Below are 21,074 nucleotides of genomic sequence, written 5' to 3'. Positions count from 1 at the left end.
CCCTGAGACGGAGCCACGTTGGCGTTCTCGACCTCCGGGCTGACCAACTGTGTGCCGTCCCGCCGACCAGAACCGGAGATCTTCCGCATGGCCATGCACGACGATGAGTTAGCCATCACCGATGACGTCGTCCGCGAGCTGATCGCGGATCAGTTCCCTCGGTGGGAGACGGCACCGGTCCGTCGCGTCGCGTCGAACGGCACCGTGAACGCCATCTTCCGCATCGGCGACGATGTGGCGGCCCGGTTCCTGCTGCGGCCACGCGATGTCGCAGTGGCGGCCGAGCTCCTCCAGCGGGAGGCCGAGGCCTCCCGACGCTTCGCCGAACACAGCCCATTCCCGGCTCCCTGGCCGATCGCGATCGGCAACCCCGGAAAGGACTATCCCCTGCCGTGGTCGGTGCAGTCGTGGGTACCGGGAAGCATCGCCCCCGTTGACATCGACGGGTCCGTGGAACTCGCCCGTGACCTGGCCTACCTGATCAGCGCGCTTCGGGCCACCGACACGCAGGGCCGCCGGTTCCAGGGCGACAACCGTGGTGGCGACCTACCCGACCACGACGAGTGGGTCGAGGAATGTTTCGGAAAGAGCGAGGGTCTGCTCGACGTCCCGACGCTTCGGCGTCTGTGGAGTCACTTCCGGGAACTGCCGCGCACGTCGGCCGACGTCATGTCCCATGGCGACCTGCAGCCGCTGAACGTCCTGGTGGCCGACGGCCGGCTGGTGGGTGTGCTCGACACCGGCGACTTCGCGCCGGCCGATCCCGCCCTTGATGCCATGTGTGGCTGGTACTTCTTCGACGATGCGTCCCGAGCGGTGTTCCGTGACAAGCTGGGTTGCGACGACCTGGAATGGGAGCGCAGCATGGCATGGAGCTTCCAACAGGCTCTCGGTGCCATCTGGTACTACGTCGAGACCAAACCCGTCATGTACCAGATGGGCCGCCTCGTCCTTGACCGGGTCGTGGCGAACACAAAGGTCTGAGGCGGTCAGTTGGCTGGGGTCCCAAGAATCACTGTGAGCCCTTCCTGAGCCGCCAGTACGGCGCCCTCGAACTCCACCTGCGCCGCCGCCACTGCGGCTGCCCGGTCATTGCCTGGCCAGAAGTGGGTGAGCATCAGGCGACGGGCGCCCGCCCGGCGAGCCCACATACCGGCCTCGGCGGAGGTCATCAGGTTTCGGGTGGGACGGCTGGTCTCGCCGTCGTGGTCCGTCGCCTCGACGATGAACAGGTCAGCGTCACGGCCCAGGTCGGCAAGCGCGGGAGTCGGCCCCGTATCCCCGGAGTAGGCCACCACGATTCCGTCGGCCTCGATCCGGATGCCGGCGTTGGGCACGAAGTGCGGCAGAGGCAGCCCGGTCAGGTCGAACGGCCCGACCCGGTAGCTGCCGGGTAGTGGGTGCAGGTCGAACACCGTGTGCAGGTCGACATCGGGCTCCAAGCCGCTGAGCCGTTCGAGCACGCCGGGCGGGCAGTACAATGGCAGCCGTGGCCCGCCGGGCTGACCGTAGAACCGCATCCTGAACAGGCCGTGCAGGTCGACGCAGTGATCCGGGTGCTCGTGGGTGATGACGACGGCGTCCACCGCACCATCGGGCCAGTGCCTGAGCAATCGCGGCAGTGTGGCGTAGCCCAGGTCGAGCACCACGCGGTAGCCGTCCCAGTCCACAGCGAAGCCGCTACAGGCACGGCCTGGCTCGGGAAAGGCACCGGAACTGCCGAGCACAGTGATCTGTCGCATCCGCACAGCGTGTCATCGCCTCAGGCGGGATGGGCACCGCTGGTAGGGATGCCGCCCGCGGCTAGATCAGCGTGCTCGACCACCGTGTGCGTTAGGTTACGTCGTCCAGTTTGTCGAGCGCACCGTCGTGCTGGTGGTCGTATCGGTGCGAGCGCGCCTAGCAACCGGCCGGCACGGGCCACAGGAGGAGACATGTCCGACGAGATCAGGCTCAGCGCGGTCACCCTGGACTGCCCGGACGCCGTCGCCTTGGCGCAGTTCTACGCCAGCATCACCGGCGGGACCCTGACATACGCCGGGGACGGCTGGGCATGCGTGCTGAGCCCGGCCGGGCGGATCAACTTCCAGACTGTGCCCGGATACACGCCACCCACCTGGCCCGACCCCACCTCGTCGATCATGATGCATCTCGACTTCATGGTCGTGGACCGAGACGCCGCCGAGGCCCGCGTGCTCGCTGCCGGAGCGACAAAGTACGACTTCCAGCCCAACAGCGAACAGTGTTACGTCTACGCCGACCCGGCGGGCCACCCGTTCTGCCTGACCACCTGGGAAGCCACGGCTACACCAAGTCAGCTCGGCTGACCGACCGTCATCGACACTGAGAGATGCCGACACTGCTTGCCCCGCACACGAACACGGGATGGCGAGTGGATCTGACGAACGCTACTGCAACAGGTGACCAGTCACGACACTGCGGGTAGCGTGGTCCACGGTGGTGCCGCTGGTTGTAGCGGTCGGCGGCCCACCACCCAGACCGTTACCTGGGAGCACAGTCATGACGTCCCACGTCGATCCGCGCTTCGGTGTCATACTCCGGCAGCTCCGTGAGGAAACCGGCCTGTCCCTGCGGGCACTCGCGCAACTCACTCACCGGGGCAAGAGTCACCTTCACGAACTCGAAGTCGGCAGCAAAGCGCCCACCGTCGATACCGCCCAACACCTCGATCAGGTGCTCAACGCCGGTGGTGCGCTCGCCCGGCTGGTCACCGCGCCCATCGACCACGAAGCTGAAGCCGACGACCTGCTGCAACGCATTGCTGCCAGCGACGTCAGTAACCACACCCTTACCCGAATCGAACAAGGCGTCGACGACCTCGCCAGCCTGTACCCCACCACCGCCCCGGCCGACCTGCTGCCCATGGTGCGCCAACACCTCGCTTACGTCGGCAGGCTGCTCGCCGGACGAGTCACCCTCGCTCAACAGCGGCGCCTCGTCGTCGCCGGTGGGTGGTTGGCCGTACTGCGGGCCACCGTGCACATCGACCTGCAACAGCCCGGCGCCGCCAGCGCCCACCTCACCGCCGCTTCCGGGCTCGCCGGCCACGCCGATCACCCGGAGATCCTGGGCTGGTGCCTCGAAACCAGGGCGTGGGAGGTGCTGACCATCGGCGACTACCAGGGTGCCCTCCGCCTGGCCCAGCAGGCGCAGGAAGTGGCCCCCGTCGGTAGTTCCGCCCATATCCAGGCGACAGCGCAGGAGGCGCGGGCGTGGGCGCGAATGGGCGACGTTCGTAAGACACGCCGGACATTGGACCGGGTGGAACGGTTGACCTCGAACCTGCCGGTACCGGAGAGGGCGGAGCACCACTACCGGTATGACCCATCGAAGGCTCAGGCGTACATGGCCACCACGTTGGCGTGGGCGGGTGACCCGAGCGCGGAGCGGGTGGCCCGACAGGTCCTGGCGCATCTGGATCCGCGCGGTGATGGTGGCGAACGACCGCGACGGTCGGCGTCAGCTCGCCTCGACTTGGGGTTGGCGCTCGCCTCCTCCGGTCGCCCTGATGAGGCGTCCGCGTTCGCCGCCGAGGCGGTGGCGTCACGACGTGTCGTGCCGTCGAATTGGTGGCGGGCGCGGGAGGTGTTGCGCCGTGTGGAGCAGACGGGCGCACCGGAGGCCGCCGACTTGCGGGACGTCTTGGAGCAGTTCAGGCCCACCGCTGGCAGGTAGCGGACAGGTTCGGCGATCAGCGGACAGCCGCCGCCTTCAAGTTGTCGTTGACCGCCCGTAACGTCCCGTTCACGGACGGCGGCGGCGAACATCCGGGCCCGACGCGATGTGTGCGATCGTCGCCGCCGTTCCGCCGAGAGCGGGGGGCGTCCGTGCCGGGAATGACCGGGCGCCCTCCAGCCAGTGACAGAGGGGACAGCGGTGATGTCGGAGGTACCAACAACCGTTCGGGCGGGCAGCGCCCTTCACGCGGAACGGTCGGTGGCGGCACTGGACAGTCGACTGGGCGGTGAGCACATGCCCCGCCGGCCGCAGTGGGACTGTGAGGCGTGCGAGCAGCCTTGGCCGTGCGACCCGGCGCGGGTACGCCTGGCAGAGGAGTTCGGCACCAACCGGGTCAACCTGTCCATGTACGTCAGTGGCCTGCTCGATGCGGCCTTGGAAGAGTTGCCGACCGCCGACACCGCTGATCTGTACGACAGGTTCGTGGCCTCGCTGACCGAAACGACGAAGACGCCCCGCCAGCCCAGCGAAGGGTTGGCGGGGCGTCTCGTTGTGGCCTGCTGCTAGGGAATCTCGTTCCCATTTCGACGGGAACAGCAACGGTTAGGGGCAGGCGCTGCGCCACCAGCCTCCGCGCCAGTTCCTGCACGACGTCGGCGTTGGCCACCATGCAACACCGTCGGCGCGGCATCGCGCGTATCGGTCTGTGTTTCGAGGGCTACGGTCGCAGCGCTCACCGCGCGCCCCTCGATGACGTTCCGGCCGCCACCGGGGGTGCGCGGGTCGTGCCGTCCTCTGCCCGATGGGGCTGGAAGACGTTGCGTATCCTAATGCCTACTCTGTGGAGGGTGGGCATGGCCGACACACACACGCAGTTGCCGGACCTCATCGAGGCCGCCGCCCGCGCCGGGGTGGCCCGGCTAGCCCCCGAGGAGCTGGCGGTCTTCGCCCCGGTCGCTCAGAAGTGGCGGCGGGACGGGTCGTCGCTACGGGGCCTACCGGCGCCTGGCGGGTCGATCGGGTTCGGGATCGACTCGGTCCTGGTCAGCGAGATCGCACTGCAGGCCGTCACGTCGGGTCTCGGTGACATTCTCGCGACCGGTGCGATCGCGGCTGGTGCCGGTTGGTGGCGCAGCAGGCGACGGTTACGCCGGTCGACGGCGCCGGCAACGGTCGAGTCGGGCGGCGACGCACCCCAGCCGGTCATCGAAGGGGATCGGCTGGTGCTGACTGATGCGCAGGCACAGGCTCTACGCGAGGCATGCCGGCGCCATGGAATCACTCTCGGGCTCACCGAGGAGCAGGCCGTCCTGTTGGCCGACGCGGCGGTGGGAGCCCTGCACGTCCGCCTGTCGGCACCGGAGTGATCCGCACCGCCGCGCCACCGGCTGATCCCCAGGCCCGGAGGCCCGGCGAGCAGTCGGCCCCCCTGCTTTGGCTCTATCTGCAAGTCCTTGGGGTGGTGGGTGGCGTCGGTATCGCTGTGGGCACCGTCTTCTTCTTCGGTCGCCGTCCACTGGCGCAGCCCTACGCGCAGGCGATCACCCGGTGTTCCCGGACTTATGACGTCGACCCAAGCAGTCCCGTCGAGTTCGATGCCACCCGGACAATGCAATTCCTGACCTGCATGTCCGACCCGTCCCGGATACGCGGATTGGTCATGCTCACCGGCGGCGTCCTGCTGCTGGTCGGGCTCGCCCTGATCGTCGCGCTTACCCCGGTGGTCGATCACTGGCGGCTGCGTCGCCACCGACTCCCGGGCACCATCGCCGGTGCCGAGCAGCGGTTTGCCGAGCTCTGCGATCGGCAAGGCCTGCATGGTCGGCACCGTCCCCGCCTGCTCGTGGCCGGACCTTCGGTGCGGCAGGCGTTCACCACCGTCCGGCCCGGCGGTCGACCACTTGTGGTGCTGCCGGCTGCGGTGGCGGTGGGTCATCAGGATCCGGCGCGGTTCGACCCAGTCGTCCAGCACGAGTTGGCGCATGTGCAGGGTCGGGACGTCCGGTGGGTCTCCGCCGTGCGTGGTCTGCTGTGGCTGGTCATACCGGCGGTAGCGGTGGCCAGTGTTTCCGAGATCCGCCGGGAAGGCCTTACCGAGATCCCGGTCGTCACGCTCAGCCGGGCGCTGGTTCTGGTGCTGCTCAGCGCCCTACTGCGGGCGCTGGTGCTGCGACTGCGCGAACAAGAGGCGGATCAGCAGGTCAACCGGACCGGTGACCGGACCGCGCTGGTCTGGCTGCTGGACGCCGCCGCCGCGATCCGACCGCATCGGCCCGGGCGGCTGCGCCGGCTGTTCGCCCGGCACCCGACACCGCAGCGCCGGGCCGCCGCGCTGCGTGGCGGGCAGCAGGTGTCGGTTGGTGGGCCGATGCAGGCCGCGGTGACCGGGACGGTAACGGCGATCGTCGCGGGAGCGGCGACCCAGGCGGCGAGCGCATTGGCGATTGACCGGGATCTCTCCGTGTTGCCGGCCGGTCTGGTCGGTGTGCTGCTCGGGTTCGGACTGACCCCCGCGCTGCATCGTAGGGCGCTCACCGGTGCGCCGTCACGGCGTTGGCTCCCGGTCGTTACGGCCGCGGCCGGTTTCGCCGTGGGCGGCTTCCTCTTTCCCACCGGGACGACCGGTGGCGGTACGTCGTTCCCGGCCGGCACAGCCAGTCTGGGCGTCAGTCTGCGGTTCGCGATCGTGGTCGCACTGGCCGGCGTCGTCGCCGCCACCGCCTGCACCGTGCTCGCCGGGATGGCGGCCCGCCGGGGCCCGGACCGGTTCACCCGAGTCCGGCGAGGGTTCACCTATCTGGCGGCCTCCACGACAGTTACGGCGATCTGCTGGCCCTTGCAGCCGCTCGTCGTCGGCCTGGAACGGCCGGTGCCGGTACGTGCCTGGCTGGTCTACGCGCTGCCCGACGCGCCGTGGCCGTGGCTGGGCCTAGCCTTGCCAGCGGCGGTCGTGGCCCTGCTCGGTTGGCGCCGGGTCGCCACCCATGCCGTCCTGTCCGTCGTGGTGGTGACGGTGCTGATCGGTGGGAGCCTCGCATCGGCGCAGGCGCTACGGCACCCACCGATCACGCTGGACGCCGCGCTCTCCCTTTCCCAGCAGCGATGGTGGATCTGCGCCCTGGCCGGGTGGGCAGCGCTCGTGGTGCTCGCCATCGGACGTGATGACCCCGGTCTAGGGCGGGCCCTTGTAGCGGGGGCAGGTGTCGCGGCGCTGACCGGGACCTCGCAGTTCGTGCACCAGATACTCGCCGGTCGCACCTCGGATGCGTCCCTGCTCCGACTCTATGTCGGTGTGCCGGTGATCTGGTGGCTCTACCTCGCGGTGCTCACGATGCCCGTCCTGATCGGGCTCTCCGCTCTCACCGGACGGCTCGGAAAACGGCCCGACCCGATCGGATGGCCACCTGGCCGAACCGGCAGGCGACCGCAGGTGTGGCCGGCGGTGGGTCCCGTGACGGCGGCGCTCCTGGTCGGGGCGGCGGCGGTCATCGGCTTGCCGGGTGTGCCGGTGCTGCCACCCACAGGGGCGGTGGTCAACACCGGCCCGGCGGTCGTGGTGGTGCCGTCATCGACCACCGTCGGGCCGAACGCCAGCGCCTCGCCCGGTGCGGATCCTGGCCGGTTGCTCACCGTCGCGGAAGCCGGTGCCGCCGCCAGCGCGGTCCGGGCACCACTGCCAGCGTTCTGGAAGCCGGAGCCGCAGGAGCGGGAGACCGAGAACGCCGAAACCGTCGTCGCGCCTGCAAGCTGCCGGGAGTTGGCCCGGGACGACTATCTGCGCCGGATCGAGTCGGACCAACGGGTCGACGAGATTCGCGGCTTTGCCACCAGGAAATTGCCGAGCAGCATCAGGCAATCGACCGTCATCGTGATCGTCACCTCGTACGCCCACCCCGTGCCCGACACCCTCCTCGACGAGGCCGAGGCAGCCCGCGCCGCGTGCCCCCGGTTCGACGCCACCGTCCCCGGCAGCTCGCCAGTGCGGTTCACCGTGAGCGCCCAGCCGGCCCCTCAGGTGGGGGAAGAGTCCTGGCGGGTACGGTATGACCTCTCCCTCGGCAGTGGTTCGAGCAGGATCACCGGTACGACCCTGTTCGGCCTGGTCCGGATCGGTCACAACCTGGTGCAGGTGCAGCTGACCGCCATCGCGGAGCCGCTGGACGAGGCGGTGTTCGATGCGGCGGTCTCCTCGACGGTGGCTGCCCTCAGGCGCTAGGCCTGGCCGGGATTCGGTGGTCATGATGTTGTTCAACCATCCTGCACAGACCCGCACCACCGAAACGTCGCAACTGGATCAGCAGCTCGGTGGCGAGACGGCGGGCTCGCGCCAGGCTGCTCGACGAACTGCGGCGAACGCGGCCGGGTAGTCGCCACGGCCGTACGCGGCATCGCCCGCGGCGAGCCGGGCACGCAGAACGTCCACGGTGAGCTGCGGTCCGCCCGGTACGCCCGGGGCGGGGGGTATCCAAGCCCCGGGCGGGGCGTGACGGACCGGCGGATCTCCGCCAGGGACAGCGGCCGTTAAACCAGTTCGCCGACCAGCCAAAAGGCGTGATCTATGTTTGCGCAGCTCAGAGCAGGTTCCTCACCCACTGGCCTTACTTGGCGTTGAAGTAGTTGGCCTCCGGGTGGTGGACCACGATCGCGTCGGTGGCCTGCTCCGGCATGAGCTGGAACTCCTCGGACAGCTCGACCCCGATCCGGTCCGCGCCGAGCAGATCCATGATCTTCGCCCGGTCTTCCAGGTCGGGGCAGGCCGGGTAGCCGAACGCGTACCGGCAGCCCCGGTAGTCGTTGTGCAGGATGCCGGCCAGGTCGGCCGGGTCGTCGTGCCCCAGCGGGCGGCCGTCGGGCAGGGTCATCTCGGCGCGGATGCGCTGGTGCCAGTATTCGGCGAGCGCCTCGGTGAGCTGCACGGAGAGGCCGTGCACCTCCAGGTAGTCGCGGTACTCGTTGCGGGCGAACAGCTTCGCCGCGTACTCGCTGACCGGCTGGCCGACGGTGACCAGTTGCAACGCGACCACATCGAGCTGGTCGCCCTGGGGCCGGAAGAAGTCCGCCAGGCAGAGCCGCCGCTCCTGCCGCTGCCGGGGGAAGGAGAACCGGGCGCGCTCCGCATGCCCGTTCTCGTCGAGCACCACCAGGTCATTGCCTTCGGAGTACGCGGGGAAGTAGCCGTACACCACGGCTGCCTCAAGGACCTGGTCGGCGATCAGCCGGTCCAGCCAGTACCGCAGCCGCGGCCGGCCCTCGGTCTCGACCAGCTCCTCGTAGGAGGGTCCGCTGCCACCCCGGGCGCCGCGCAACCCCCACTGCCCGGAGAAGGTGGCCCGCTCGTCGAGCAGCGCCGCGTAGTCGGCCATCGGCACACCCTTGACAACCCGGGTGCCGAAGAACGGCGGAGTGGGCACCGACACGTCGGCGGCCACGTCGGAGCGGACCGAGGAGTCGTGCAGCTCCGGCAGCGACGTGGTGACCATCGAGCGCTGCCGTTCCCGGCGCGCCCGCCGGGCCGCGAGAGCCGCCTCCCGCTCCGGGTCGATCACCGGGGCGCCGCCGCGCTTGGCCGTCATCACCCGGTCCATCAGGGACAGACCCTCGAACGCGTCCCGCGCGTAGTGCACCTGCCCGGGGAACGTCGACCGCAGGTCGTCCTCGACGTACGCGCGGGTCAGCGCCGCCCCACCCAGCAGGACCGGCCAGCGTTCCGCGACCCCGCGCGTGGCCATCTCGGCCAGGTTCTCCTTCATGATGACAGTGCTCTTGACCAGCAGCCCGGACATGCCGATCGCGTCGGCGCGGTGCTGCTCCGCGGCGTCGAGGATGGCGCTGATCGGCTGCTTGATGCCGATGTTCACCACCTCGTAGCCGTTGTTGGACAGGATGATGTCGACCAGGTTCTTGCCGATGTCGTGCACGTCGCCGCGCACGGTGGCGAGCACGATGCGGCCCTTGCCGCCGTCCTCCGCGGTCTCCATATGCGGTTCCAGGTAGGCCACCGCGGTCTTCATCACCTCGGCGGACTGGAGCACGAACGGCAGCTGCATCTGGCCGGAGCCGAACAGCTCGCCGACCACCTTCATGCCGTCCAGCAGGATGTCATTGATGATCGACAGTGGGGATCGGCCGCCGGCCATCGCCTCGTCCAGGTCGGCCTCCAGGCCGTTGCGCTCACCGTCGATGATCCGCCGCTTGAGCCGCTCGTCGAGCGGCAGCGCCGCCAACTCCTGGGCGCGACTGGCGCGGGCGCTGGTCACGTCGACGCCCTCGAAGAGCTCGAGGAAACGCTGCACCGGGTCGTACCCCTCGCGTCGCCGGTCGTACACCAGGTCCAGGGCGACCTCGCGCTGCTCGTCGGGAATCTTCGACATCGGCAGGATCTTGCTGGCGTGCACGATCGCCGAGGTCAGGCCGGCCTGCACGCACTCGTGCAGGAACACCGAGTTGAGCACCTGCCGGGCCGCCGGGTTCAGCCCGAAGGAGATGTTCGAGATGCCCAGGGTGAAGTTGACGCCCGGGTAGCGGCGGGAGATCTCCCGGATCGCCTCGATCGTCTCGATGCCGTCGCGGCGGGTCTCCTCCTGCCCGGTGGCGATCGGGAAGGTCAGCGCGTCGATCAGGATGTCGGCGCGGTCCATGCCCCACCGGTCGGTCAGGTCGTCGATCAACCGCGCCGCGACCCGGACCTTCCACTCCTGGGTACGGGCCTGACCCTCCTCGTCGATGAGCAGCGCCACCACCGACGCGCCGTGCTCCCGGACGATCGGCATCACGCGCGCGTACCGGGACTCCGGGCCGTCGCCGTCCTCGAAGTTCACCGAGTTGACCACGCAGCGGCCGCCGAGCATCTCCAAGCCGGCCTCCACCACGTTCGGCTCGGTGGAGTCCAACATGATCGGCAGGGTGGACGCGGTGGCGAACCGACCGGCCAGCTCCCGCATGTCCTGCGTGCCGTCGCGGCCGACGTAGTCCACACACAGGTCGAGCAGGTGCGAGCCGTCCCGTGCCTGGCTGCGGGCGATCTCCACACAGGCCCGCCAGTCGCCGGCGAGCATCGCCTCCCGGAACGCCTTCGAGCCGTTGGCGTTGGTCCGCTCCCCCACCATCAGCACCGACGCGTCCTGGGCGAACGGCACCGGGTGGTAGACCGAGGAGACGCCCGCCTCGTGCCGCGGCTCCCGGGCCGGGGCGGTGACGCCGTGCAACCGCTCGGCCAGCACCCGGATGTGCTCCGGGGTGGTGCCGCAGCAGCCACCGATCAGCCCCACGCCGTACTCGGTGATGAACCGCTCCAGGGCCTCGGCCAGCTCCACGGGAGTCAGCGGGAAGTACGCCCCGTCGGCGGTCAGCACCGGCAGGCCGGCGTTCGGCATCACCGACAGCGGGATGCGGGAGTGCTGCGACAGGTAGCGCAGGTGCTCGCTCATCTCGGCCGGGCCGGTCGAGCAGTTGAGCCCGATCAGGTCCACGCCGAGCGGCTCGATCGCGGCGAGGGCCGCCCCGATCTCGCTGCCGACCAGCATGGTGCCGGTGGTCTCCACCGCCACGTGACAGATGATCGGCACCGTCTGGCCCAGCTCGGCCATCGCCCGCTTCGACCCGACCACCGCCGCCTTGACCTGGAGCAGGTCCTGACAGGTCTCGATGATCAGCGCGTCCGCGCCGCCGACGATCAGACCAGCGGCGTTCTCCTGGTAGGCGTCGCGCAGGGTCGAGTAGGCGGCGTGCCCGAGGGTGGGCAGCTTGGTGCCCGGCCCGATCGAACCGAGCACGAACCGGGGCCGATCCGGGGTGCTGGCCGCGTCGGCGGCCTCCCGGGCGATCCGGGCGCCCGCCTCGGACAGCTCGCGGATGCGGTGCGGGATGTCGTACTCGGCGAGGTTGGCGAGGTTGGCCCCGAAGGTGTTGGTCTCCACGCAGTCGGCGCCGACGGCCAGGTAGGCGTCGTGCACCCCGCGCACCACGTCCGGGCGGGTGACGTTGAGGATCTCGTTGCACCCCTCGAGCCCGTCGAAGTCGTCGAGCGTGAGGTCCGCGGCCTGAAGCATCGTGCCCATCGCGCCGTCGGCGATGAGAATGCGATCAGCCAGCACATCCATCAATGAAGTCCGCACCCGTTCAGGTTAGTGCGATTCCGCCGGACTCCACGACCATCCACGTGCTATCCCCTATTGTGTCACGGGGATCACGCTGCCTGGTTCGTTCGGGTATGACCTGCTGCCGGAGCGGCCGACCGGCGCGGCCGACGGGCCGCACCCTCGCCCTGCACGTAGGCTGGCGGACGTGAAGGACAACAGGGACGCCACCGTGCCACACGGTATGACGACCGGGCGCGGTCCCGGCGCCAGCCGCGACGAGCAGGGTGAGGTGACGGCGTGACCGAGTTCGACGGACTGCCGGTGCTGCGGTCCCCGGTGGCGATCGCCGCGTTCGAGGGCTGGAATGACGCCGCCGACGCGTCCACCGCCGCGGTCGAGCACCTGGAGCAGGTCTGGAACGCCCGGCAGATCGCCGAGCTGGATCCGGAGGACTTCTACGACTTCCAGGTCAGCCGGCCCACCATCACCATGGCCGACGGGGAGACCCGGCGGGTGGAGTGGCCGACGACCCGGTTCATGGTGGCCAGCCCGGAGGGCACCGACCGTGACGTGGTGCTGATCCGCGGCATCGAGCCGAGCATGCGCTGGCGGACGTTCTGCGAGCAGGTGCTGGAGATCTGCCACAGCCTGGAGGTGGAACGGGTGGTGCTGCTCGGCGCGTTGCTGGCCGACGTGCCGTACACCCGGCCGCTGCCGATCAGTGGCAGCGCCTCCGATGCGCAGGCCGCCGAGCGTTACCAGCTCACCCCCACCCGCTACGACGGGCCGACGGGCATCGTCGGCGTGCTGCACGACGCCTGCACCCGCGCCGAGGTGGACGCCGTCTCATTCTGGGTGCACGTGCCGCACTACGCCAACAACCCGCCCTGCCCGAAGGCCACCCTCGCCCTGCTGCACCGGGTCGAGGAGGTCGTCGACCTGCCGGTGCCGATGGCCGACCTGGCCGAGGAGTCCGCCGAGTGGGAGCAGCGGGTGCGCAGCGCCGCCGAGCAGGACGCCGAGCTGGGCGAGTACGTCCGCGAGCTCGAAGAGCGGGTCGGCGACGAGGGGATCACCCCGTTGACCGGTGACGAGATCGCCCAGGAGTTCGAGAAGTACCTGCGCCGCCGGGGCGGTTCGGCCGGCCCCACCGCCGGTTCCTGGTAGCACGTTCTCGCTACGGGCCTTCGGACCTTTTGTGGTCCGGGGGCCCGTTTTCGCGTGTCCGGGGTAGCGCCGACACACCCCCTAGGGCATCCTAGGAACCTAGATGTGATCAAGGAGGCGGGTGTGCAGATCAATCCCGGGGCCGCCGAGTTCCCGCACCGACAGATCGCCGCGCAGCTCAAGGCCCAGGTCCGGCGCGGAGACTGGGGGCCGGGTGAGCGGCTGCCGTCCATCCCGGCCATCGCCGAGATGTTCGGCGTCGCCAAGCAGACCGTGCAACGCGCCGTCGACCAACTGCGGGTCGAAGGCATCCTGATCACCAAACCCGGCTCCGGTACGTACGTCCGGGGCACCCGCCGCCGCCTCAACCGCCTCTCCCGAGGCCGGTACGGCGGCTACCGCGGCTACCACACCGACCTGGCCGCCCGATACCGTCAACAGCTCGTCTCCGTGGGGCACGCCCCCGCCCCCGCCGAGGTGGCCGACGCCTTCGGCGTCTCCGACGGCACCAACCTGCTCTGCCGCCGGCACCTCGTCCGCACCGACGACTCCCCCGTCGAGGTGGGCACCTCCTGGTTCCTGCCCCGCGACACCGCCGGCACCTCACTGGAGCGCACCGAGGCGTTCGGCCGGCCGCTCTACCAGGAGGCCGAGGAAGCCACCGGACGACGGTACGTCTCGGCCACCGACACGATCAGCGCCCGGCAGCCGAGCCGGGAGGAGGCCGAAACCCTCCAGATCCGGCCGGACACCCCGGTGCTGCACCTGCTGCACGTCGCGTACGACGCGCACCGCAAGCCGATCGAGGTCTCCCAGGCGACCTGGCCCGGCCCGATGACCACCCTCACCGAGGAGTACAAGATCCCCGGCCCGACCCCCGACCCGGAACCCGACCCCGGCCTGGTCCTGGGCTAGCCAGCCCCGGCTCGGCTCGGCTCGGCTCGGCTCGGCTCGGCGATCTTGCGCTTTCGGTCGTGCTTTTGCCTGTTCTACACCTTTTACTGGGACAGAAACTGCAAGATCGGGGCGATCGGCGCGCGCCAGGGCGGCCTCTGAGAGCTCTCACCCGTTGCCGAGACGCGTCGCCGTCGTTGCATCTATACACTCGGTATATATACTGCGGTTATATCGATGGCCGGGCGGCCCGGTTCCGGCGTCGAGCAACCCAGGGGAGGATCAATGCCAACCGTGAAACCTGTTGGTACACGGAGGATCACGCGCCGTGGCCTTGTCGGAGCCACGCTGGCGGTCGGGGCCGGCGTACCGTTGGGCATCGCCGGCCGCGCCCCGACGGCAACCGCCGATGCGGGCCCGGCCCGGCTCACTCTCCCCCGGCCGACCGGGCCGTACCGCGTGGGTGTGGTGCCGCTGCATCTGGTCGACCGGTCGCGGCCGGAACCGCTGGCGGGGCCGGGGCGGTATCGGGAACTGATGGTCAGCGTCTGGTACCCCGCCCGCAACGACGAGCGGCGCTACCCGCGCTCCCCGTGGATGACGGCCGCCTCGATGCGCGTGCTGCTGGAATCCGCAGGCTTCGACCCCCACGCCGCGCTGGCGCCGTTGACGGCCGGGCACGAGGGTGCCCCGGTGCGGCACCCGGGCCGGCGGTTGCCGGTGGTGCTGTACTCGCACGGCGCTGGCAGCCACCGTTCGGACACCACCATCGTGGTGCAGGAACTCGCCAGCCACGGGTACGCGGTGGTCACTGTGGACCACACGTACGACGGGTTCAGCGAATTCCCCGACGGCCGGGTCACCATTCAGGAGGAAGACTTCGATTCCACCCCGTGGACCTACACCAGGGATGTCCGATTCGCCCTCGATGAGATCTGCGACCTCGCCGCCGGGGGCAACCCCGACGTCGACCACGCGCCGCTGCCGACCGGGCTGGGTGCCGCCCTCGACCTCAGTCGGATCGGCATGTTCGGCTGGTCGAAGGGCGGCACCGCGACGGCCCTGACCATGGGCACCGACCGACGGGTCCGGGCGGGGCTGAGCCTGGACGCCCCGATGGTGTCGCAGCCGATGCCCACCACCGACCTGTACCGGCCGTTCATGCTGATGACGGCGGAGTACACCCGGGCCGCGGAGCCCGCCGTCGCCGAGTTCTTCACGCACCTGCGGGGATGGCGACTCAACATCCAGGCCGCCGAAGCGATCCACTCGTCCTACGGCGACAACCAGTGGCTCGTGCCGCAACTGGCGAAGCTCATCGGCATGAGCGACGAGGAACTCGCGCGTGGGTCGGCACGCTCGACCCCGCCCGCGCGGTCCGCATCGGGCAGGCGTACCCGCTGGCGTTCTTCGACCTGCACCTGCGGCACCGGGGCGGCCACCTACTGAACGGCCCCAGCCGGTCCTTCCCCGAGGTGGCGTTCATTCCGTGACGCGGCCACCAGAGCCTCTGTCGATCATGGAGTCGTGGCGCCCCGCGTAAGGGGCACAGCACCGCTTATCGCCCACCACAACTCCATGATCGACGCGAGCGGGGCGGGGCTTGCGAGGGGCTAGAGGCGGATGCCCAGGAGGGCGTCGACAGTGGTCGCGAAGAGAGCGGGCGCTTCGGGGTCGTCGGTGGCACCGGTGAGGGTCGCCTCGGCCCAGCGGTCGGCTGCGGCGAGGGCTCCGGGAGTGTCCAGGTCGTCGGCCAGGCGTGCGCGTACCTCGGCCAGCAGCTCGGCCCCGGACGGCCCGGCGGGCGCGGCGGCGGCCCGCCGCCAACGGTCCAGGCGCTCGTGCGCGGCGGTGAGCAGGTCGTCGGTCCAGGTGCGGTCGCTGCGGTAGTGCCCGGAGATCAACGCCAGCCGGATCGCCATCGGGTCGACCTTGTCGGCGCGCAGCCGGGACACGAAGACCAGGTTGCCGCGGGACTTGGACATCTTCTCGCCGTTCAGACCGATCATGCCGGCGTGGACGTAGTGCTCGGCGAACGGCGCCTGGCCGGTGAGCCGCTCGGCGTGCGCGGCGGAGGCCTCGTGGTGCGGGAACAGCAGGTCGTTGCCGCCGCCCTGCACGTCGATCCGGTCACCGAGCAGGTTGAGCGCGATGACCGCGCACTCGATGTGCCAGCCGGGGCGGCCCGGGCCCAGCTCGCCGCCCGGCCAGGACGGCTCGCCCTCGCGGGCGCCGCGCCACAGCAGCGGGTCCAGTGGGTCCCGTTTGCCGGCCCGGTCGGGGTCGCCACCGCGCTCGGGGAAGATCTCCAGCATCTGCTCGCGGGTCAGGTTCGACTCGTAGCCGAAGCGGGGCGTGGCGGAGATGTCGAAGTAGACGTCGCCGGTGCCGTCGTCGAGCCGGTACGCGGCACCGTCCTTGAGAAGCACCTCGACCTTGTCGGCGATGTCCGGGATCGACTCGACGGCACCCACGTAGTGCGCCGGCGGGATGATCCGCAGCGCCTCCATGTCCTCCCGGAACAGCGCCGTCTCGCGCATCGCCAGGACCACCCAGTCCTCGCCGTCGCGGGCGGCCCGCTCCAGCAGCGGGTCGTCGATGTCGGTGACGTTCTGCACGTAGCGCACCGGGCGGCCGGCGTCACGCCACATCCGCTGCACCAGGTCGAACGTGATCATGGTGGCGGCGTGGCCGAGGTGGGTGGCGTCGTACGGGGTGATGCCGCAGACGTACATGCTGCCCGCGTCGGCCGGCTCACTTGGGTGGACACCCTGCCGCGCCGAGTCGTACAACGCCAGTGGCTCGCCCCTGCCCGGCAGCCGTGGCACCTCGTGTCCCGCCCAAGACTCCATGGGATCAGCCTAGCCAGCCCGCCGGCAACGCCGGAGCGCCCCACGGGTGATCAAGATGACAGCGGGTCACATGGGCGGCCAGGGCATCGCCGGCCAGTCCTCCGGGGGCTGCGGGAAGCTGCCGGTCTCGCGCAGCCGGTCGACCCGGGCGGCCACCTCGGCCACCTCGCTGATCGTCAGATGGTCGGCCAACTCCGCGCCGAGCGCACCGGCGACCTGACCGGCCAGCGCGTCGAGCATCTCCACGGCGTCCGCGGGCAGGCGCTTACCGGCCCAACCCCAGAGCACCGTGCGCAGCTTGTCCTCCACGTGGAAGCTCACCCCGTGGTCCACGCCGTAGATCCGGTCGTCGGCACCGACGAGCACGTGACCACCCTTACGGTCGGCGTTGTTGAGCACCGCGTCGAGCACCGCGAGCCGGGCCAGCCGTGGGTCGTCGGCGTGGGCGAGGGCGTACGCGGCGCCGTCGTCGTCCCGGGCCGCGGCGATCGGGATCCAGCGTGGCGGCAACTCCCCGGCGGGCAGGAAACCGACAAGTGGTTCGGCGTCCTCCGGCTCGTCGATCCACAGCTGGCAGGAGCCGGGGCCGAACGGGCCGTCGCGCAGCACCGTGGGCGGCACCAGGTCCCATCCGGTGGCCCGGGAGACCAGGTACGCCGAGACTTCCCGGCCGGCCAGGGTGCCGTCGGGGAAGTCCCAGAGAGGGCGCTCGCCACGGACCGGCTTGTAGACGCACCGGGCGGTCAACCCGTCCAGGGTCAGGATGCCGCGCAGCGTCGTGTTCGACGCGTCGACCAGCCGACCCTCCAGGTCGAGGACGCCGTCACGCAGCAGCCGCAGCGCGGCGTCGCCGTCCTGGCGAGGCTGGAGGCCGGACGAGGTCACCGGTGATAACCGTTGTGCCGCGGGCAGAGGTGCCCGGCGGGGTCCAACGGTTGGCCGCAGAGCGGGCACGGTGGCCGGCCCGCGTTGACCACTCGCCGGGCCCGCTCGATGAACTGGCGGGTCGCCTGGGGAGTGAGCCGGACCCGGAGCCGATCCAGGTCCTCGTCCGGCTCTTCGTCCTCGTCGTCGTCCTCGTCGTCGTCGTCCTCGTCGCCGAGCTCGACCTCGGGCTCCACCTCGCCCGCCGCGATCGCCTCGATCACCACGGTCGCGGTGTCCACGTCGAAGGCCAGCCCGAGCGTCCCGACCCGGAACTCCTCGTCGACCGGAGTGTCCAGCGGCTCGTTGTCGCCGATCACCGGTGCCAGCTCGGGCAGGTCCACCCCGAAGCGACGCTGCGCCTCGGTGAGCAACTCCTCAAGCTTCTCGGCGAGCAGGGACACCTGGACCTTCTCCAGCGCGACGCTGACCAGCCTGCCGCCGCCGCGGGCCTGCAGGAAGAACGTGCGCTCCCCCGGCGGCCCGACAGTCCCGGCGACGAACCGCTCCGGCGGTTCGAAGGCGTGCACCTGGTGGGTCATACCCACGACCCTATCCGGCCCGCCCTGGCATCGCGCACCCCACCGACGCGAATCGCCACAGCGACGGCGCGCCCGGTGTAGCAGGGGTTACACCCGGGCGTGGCGGCCGTTTCGGCCTGCGCGGACGCCCCGGCCGGGGGTGGTGTCGTGACGGGCCTCACCGCGACGCACCCGCTCCGCCGCCGACGGCCGCGTCCGAGTCGGCCACGCGGCTCGCGCGCCGACGCCGCTTGGCCGGCGGCGGCACCAGCGCCGCCAGGTCGCCACCGGTGTCGTTGAGTCGCACCAGAAACGGACGCAGCGGCGTGAACCGGATCGCCGTCACCGACGCCGGGTCGGCCACGATCCGCTGAAAGGCATCCAGGTGTACGCCGAGCGCGTCCGCGACGATGGCCTTGATCACATCGCCGTGGCTGCACGCCAACCAGACCGCCTCGGGCCCGTGCTCGGCGTTCACCCGCGCGTCCCAGGACCGCACCGCCGCCACGGCACGGGCCGCCATCGCCGCCATCGCCTCGCCACCCGGGAAAACCGCGGCGCTGGGGTGCTGCTGGACCACCGGCCAGAGCGGCTCCTTGGCGAGTTTCTTCAGCGGCTGCCCCTCCCAACTGCCGTAGTCGCACTCGATCAGCCCGTCCTCGACGACCGGGGCGGCCTGCGGAAGCGCCAGCTCCAGGGTCTGCCGGCAGCGGATGAGCGGGCTGGTCACCACGGCGGCCAACGGCACCGCCCGCAGGCGCTCGCCGACCGCGGTGGCCTGCGCGCGCCCGGTGTCGTCCAACTCGACCGGTTGCCGACCGGCCAGGCCGCCATCGGCGTTCGCCGTGGTACGGCCGTGTCGCAGAAGCAGAAGGGTCGCCACGGGACCACCCTATGACCTGCCCCCCGGGCCGGGCCGTCGCGGGCGGCGACCTGACGACTGCGGCCCTCGTCCCCACCCGCGGGCGCAGACGAGGGCCGTCGGCAGATCGGTCAGGTGGCGTCGATCGTGCCGGTCAGCAGCAGGGCCAGGACCAGGGTGCCCAGCGCGACCCGGTACAGCACGAAGACGTACAGGGTGTGGTGGGCGACGTAGCGCAGCAGCCAGGCGATGGCCGCGTAGCCGATGCCGAACGCGATCAGGGTGGCCACGATCGTCTGGGCCACGGTCGGCACTGACGTGCCCGGGGCGGACGGTTCGAAGACGTCCCCGAGGCTGAACACCCCGGACATCACCACCGCCGGGATGGCCAGCAGGAACGAGTACCGTGCCGCCGCCTCCCGGGTCAGGTTGAGCAGGAGGCCGGCGGTGAGCGTGCCGCCGGAGCGGGACACACCGGGGACCAGCGCCATCGCCTGGGCGAAGCCCATCACGATGCCGTCCTTCATCCGGAAGTTCTCCAGGGTGCGGGTCTGCCGCCCCCAGTACTCGGCGAACGCCAGCACGAAGGCGAACACGATCAGCGTGGTCGCCACCACCCACAGGTTGCGCCCGGCGGTCTTGATCTGGTCCTTGAACAGGAAACCGAACAGCCCGATCGGGATCGAGCCGACGATGACGTACCAGCCCATCCGGTAGTCGAGGCTGGAGCGGACCGACTTGTCCCGGATGCCCACCAGCCAGGTCCGGGTGATCCGCCAGATGTCCTTGGCGAAGTAGATCAGCACCGCCGCTTCGGTGCCGAGCTGGGTGACCGCGGTGAACGACGCGCCGGCGTCACGGTCGAAGAAGATCGCCGAGGTGATCCGCAGATGCCCCGACGAGCTGACCGGAAGGAACTCGGTCAGTCCCTGGACGATGCCCAGGACGATGGCCTCGACCCAGGTCACTCGCCGACTCCCGAGAGGTCGAGAGCCTCGGCGACGGTACGCAGAGTCTGCACACCGCTGTCCCGGTCGGCCACGAAGAGGGTCACCGACAGCGTGGTGACCCCGGCTGCCGCGTACTCCCGCATCCGTTCGGCGATGCGCTCCTTCGGGCCGAGCAGCGAGGTGCGGTCGATGAACTCCATGGGCACAGCGGCGGCAGCATCACGCTGCCGCTTGGCCAGGTACAGGTCCTGCACCTCGCGGGCGGCGTCGCCGTAGCCCATCCGGGTGGCGAGCTGGTTGTAGAAATTCTGCTGCCGGCTGCCCATACCGCCCACGTAGAGCGCGGCGTACCAGCGGACGAGTTCGGCGCAGGAGGCCACGTCGTCGCCGATCACCACGGGCACCGACGGCACCACGTCGAACCCGGTCAACTCCTTGCCGACCTTGGCCCGCCCGGCGCGCACCGAGGCGAGCTGCTCCTCGGCGAACTCCGGCGCGTAGAACACCGCCAGCCAGCCGTCGGCGATCTCGCCGGCCAGCTCCAGGTTCTTCGGGCCGACCGCGGCAAGGTAGATCGGTATGTGCTCGCGCGGTGGGTGGAAGCCCAGTCGCAGGGCCTTGCCCGGGCCGTCCGGCAGCGGCAGCGTGTAGTGCTCGCCGTCGTACGCCACCTCCTTGCGGGCGATGGCCAGCTTGACGATGTCGACGAACTCGCGGGTCCGGGCCAGCGGCTTGGCGAAGCGCACACCATGCCACCCCTCGGAGACCTGCGGGCCGGAGACGCCCAGGCCGAGGCGGAACCGGCCGCCGGAGAGCGCGTCGATAGTGGCGGCGGTCATGGCGGTGGCCGCCGGCGTACGGGCGGGGATCTGCATCACCGCCGCGCCGACGTCGATCCGTTCGGTCTGGCCGGCCATCCAGGCGAGCATGCTGGGCGAGTCGGAGCCGTACGCCTCCGCCGCCCACACCACCGAGTAGCCCAGCCGATCCGCCTCCTGGGCCAGCGCCAGGTGGTCGGCCGGTGTGCTCCACGCCGTCTGGTATCCGAGACTGAGCCCGAGTCGCACTGGTCCTCCCCCATCCGTGGCACAGGTCGCCCCAGGTTACGCAATGCCGATAACGGACTC

General features: G+C 70.4%; 18 protein-coding genes. 9 read left to right on the top strand and 9 right to left on the bottom strand.

Annotated elements, in window-relative coordinates; translation table 11 throughout:
* The first annotated feature begins 18 nt into the window (after window positions 1-18).
* On the top strand, window positions 19-984 hold the full coding sequence (locus ACIBEF_RS22310; protein ID WP_396795098.1) for an aminoglycoside phosphotransferase family protein: 966 nt from the start codon (window positions 19-21) through the stop codon (window positions 982-984).
* A 5-nt stretch (window positions 985-989) separates the two neighbouring features.
* Here ACIBEF_RS22310 and ACIBEF_RS22305 read toward each other — a convergent pair whose 3' ends face one another.
* Window positions 990-1,742, bottom strand: coding sequence for an MBL fold metallo-hydrolase (locus tag ACIBEF_RS22305; protein ID WP_396795097.1), 753 nt, complete (start codon window positions 1,740-1,742; stop codon window positions 990-992).
* A gap of 192 nt (window positions 1,743-1,934) precedes the next feature.
* On the opposite strand from ACIBEF_RS22305, the gene ACIBEF_RS22300 reads away from it, so the two are divergent.
* From ACIBEF_RS22300 to ACIBEF_RS22280, 5 genes are all read left to right on the top strand, one after another.
* The gene (locus ACIBEF_RS22300) at window positions 1,935-2,327 is read left to right on the top strand and encodes a VOC family protein (protein ID WP_396795096.1); all 393 of its coding nucleotides are present in this window, start codon (window positions 1,935-1,937) and stop codon (window positions 2,325-2,327) included.
* A gap of 193 nt (window positions 2,328-2,520) precedes the next feature.
* A complete protein-coding gene (locus ACIBEF_RS22295) occupies window positions 2,521-3,696 on the top strand; it encodes a helix-turn-helix domain-containing protein (protein WP_396795095.1) in 1,176 nt (391 codons plus the stop codon).
* 261 nt (window positions 3,697-3,957) lie between these two features.
* Window positions 3,958-4,266: a hypothetical protein gene (locus ACIBEF_RS22290; protein ID WP_396795094.1), complete on the top strand. Its 309-nt coding sequence runs from the start codon at window positions 3,958-3,960 to the stop codon at window positions 4,264-4,266.
* Window positions 4,267-4,553: 287 nt separating this feature from the next.
* On the top strand, window positions 4,554-5,066 hold the full coding sequence (locus ACIBEF_RS22285) for a hypothetical protein (RefSeq protein WP_396795093.1): 513 nt from the start codon (window positions 4,554-4,556) through the stop codon (window positions 5,064-5,066).
* A 293-nt stretch (window positions 5,067-5,359) separates the two neighbouring features.
* Window positions 5,360-7,915, top strand: coding sequence for a M48 family metalloprotease (locus ACIBEF_RS22280; protein WP_396795092.1), 2,556 nt, complete (start codon window positions 5,360-5,362; stop codon window positions 7,913-7,915).
* A gap of 78 nt (window positions 7,916-7,993) precedes the next feature.
* On the opposite strand, the gene ACIBEF_RS22275 is transcribed toward ACIBEF_RS22280, so the two are convergent.
* A complete protein-coding gene (locus ACIBEF_RS22275; RefSeq protein ID WP_396795091.1) occupies window positions 7,994-8,122 on the bottom strand; it encodes a hypothetical protein in 129 nt (42 codons plus the stop codon).
* A gap of 175 nt (window positions 8,123-8,297) precedes the next feature.
* Window positions 8,298-11,798, bottom strand: coding sequence for a methionine synthase (gene metH / locus ACIBEF_RS22270; protein ID WP_396795147.1), 3,501 nt, complete (start codon window positions 11,796-11,798; stop codon window positions 8,298-8,300).
* Window positions 11,799-12,074: 276 nt separating this feature from the next.
* Here metH and ACIBEF_RS22265 point away from each other — a divergent pair, with 276 nt between their 5' ends.
* The 3 genes from ACIBEF_RS22265 (at window position 12,075) to ACIBEF_RS22255 (ending at window position 15,287) form a co-directional block, all read left to right on the top strand.
* A complete protein-coding gene (locus ACIBEF_RS22265; protein ID WP_030332815.1) occupies window positions 12,075-12,944 on the top strand; it encodes a PAC2 family protein in 870 nt (289 codons plus the stop codon).
* Window positions 12,945-13,067: 123 nt separating this feature from the next.
* On the top strand, window positions 13,068-13,859 hold the full coding sequence (locus ACIBEF_RS22260; RefSeq protein WP_396795090.1) for a GntR family transcriptional regulator: 792 nt from the start codon (window positions 13,068-13,070) through the stop codon (window positions 13,857-13,859).
* Between the two features lie 216 nt (window positions 13,860-14,075).
* On the top strand, window positions 14,076-15,287 hold the full coding sequence (locus ACIBEF_RS22255) for an alpha/beta hydrolase family protein (protein ID WP_396795089.1): 1,212 nt from the start codon (window positions 14,076-14,078) through the stop codon (window positions 15,285-15,287).
* A gap of 164 nt (window positions 15,288-15,451) precedes the next feature.
* Here the strand turns inward: ACIBEF_RS22255 and mshC are convergent, their stop codons facing one another.
* The 6 genes from mshC to ACIBEF_RS22225 all read right to left on the bottom strand — a co-directional run bounded on the left by mshC (window position 15,452) and on the right by ACIBEF_RS22225 (window position 21,014).
* Window positions 15,452-16,690 (bottom strand): cysteine--1-D-myo-inosityl 2-amino-2-deoxy-alpha-D-glucopyranoside ligase, encoded by a 1,239-nt coding sequence (gene mshC / locus ACIBEF_RS22250; protein WP_396795088.1) that lies wholly within the window; start codon window positions 16,688-16,690, stop codon window positions 15,452-15,454.
* 66 nt (window positions 16,691-16,756) lie between these two features.
* Window positions 16,757-17,575: an SCO1664 family protein gene (locus tag ACIBEF_RS22245; protein WP_210821339.1), complete on the bottom strand. Its 819-nt coding sequence runs from the start codon at window positions 17,573-17,575 to the stop codon at window positions 16,757-16,759.
* Window positions 17,572-18,156, bottom strand: coding sequence for a DUF3090 domain-containing protein (locus ACIBEF_RS22240; protein ID WP_357186688.1), 585 nt, complete (start codon window positions 18,154-18,156; stop codon window positions 17,572-17,574). The genes ACIBEF_RS22245 and ACIBEF_RS22240 overlap by 4 nt, the downstream gene beginning before the upstream one ends.
* Window positions 18,157-18,313: 157 nt before the next feature.
* Entirely contained in the window at window positions 18,314-19,018 is a 705-nt protein-coding gene (locus ACIBEF_RS22235; protein WP_396795087.1) for an MSMEG_4193 family putative phosphomutase, read from the bottom strand.
* Window positions 19,019-19,128: 110 nt separating this feature from the next.
* Window positions 19,129-19,965 carry an undecaprenyl-diphosphate phosphatase gene (locus ACIBEF_RS22230; protein WP_387353539.1) on the bottom strand — a complete coding sequence of 279 codons (837 nt, stop codon included), beginning with the start codon at window positions 19,963-19,965 and terminating at the stop codon, window positions 19,129-19,131.
* The gene (locus tag ACIBEF_RS22225; protein WP_396795086.1) at window positions 19,962-21,014 is read right to left on the bottom strand and encodes an LLM class F420-dependent oxidoreductase; all 1,053 of its coding nucleotides are present in this window, start codon (window positions 21,012-21,014) and stop codon (window positions 19,962-19,964) included. Before ACIBEF_RS22225 ends, ACIBEF_RS22230 begins: the two co-directional genes overlap by 4 nt.
* Between the last annotated feature and the right edge of the window lie 60 nt (window positions 21,015-21,074).

Source organism: Micromonospora sp. NPDC050795 (assembly GCF_044456785.1).
Lineage (GTDB): Bacteria > Actinomycetota > Actinomycetes > Mycobacteriales > Micromonosporaceae > Micromonospora.
Note: the sequence above shows the minus strand (reverse complement) of the source record. Positions and strands in the feature narration are given on the sequence as shown.

Bases quoted from the DNA above. Each gene is read 5' to 3' on its own strand.
- ACIBEF_RS22305 (WP_396795097.1), bottom strand. From the start codon at position 1,742: ATGCGACAGATCACTGTGCTCGGCAGTTCCGGTGCCTTTCCCGAGCCA.
- ACIBEF_RS22300 (WP_396795096.1), top strand. From the start codon at position 1,935: ATGTCCGACGAGATCAGGCTCAGCGCGGTCACCCTGGACTGCCCGGAC.
- ACIBEF_RS22295 (WP_396795095.1), top strand. From the start codon at position 2,521: ATGACGTCCCACGTCGATCCGCGCTTCGGTGTCATACTCCGGCAGCTC.
- ACIBEF_RS22285 (WP_396795093.1), top strand. From the start codon at position 4,554: ATGGCCGACACACACACGCAGTTGCCGGACCTCATCGAGGCCGCCGCC.
- ACIBEF_RS22280 (WP_396795092.1), top strand. From the start codon at position 5,360: ATGCTCACCGGCGGCGTCCTGCTGCTGGTCGGGCTCGCCCTGATCGTC.
- metH (WP_396795147.1), bottom strand. From the start codon at position 11,798: ATGGATGTGCTGGCTGATCGCATTCTCATCGCCGACGGCGCGATGGGC.
- ACIBEF_RS22255 (WP_396795089.1), top strand. From the start codon at position 14,076: ATGGCCGGGCGGCCCGGTTCCGGCGTCGAGCAACCCAGGGGAGGATCA.
- mshC (WP_396795088.1), bottom strand. From the start codon at position 16,690: ATGGAGTCTTGGGCGGGACACGAGGTGCCACGGCTGCCGGGCAGGGGC.
- ACIBEF_RS22240 (WP_357186688.1), bottom strand. From the start codon at position 18,156: ATGACCCACCAGGTGCACGCCTTCGAACCGCCGGAGCGGTTCGTCGCC.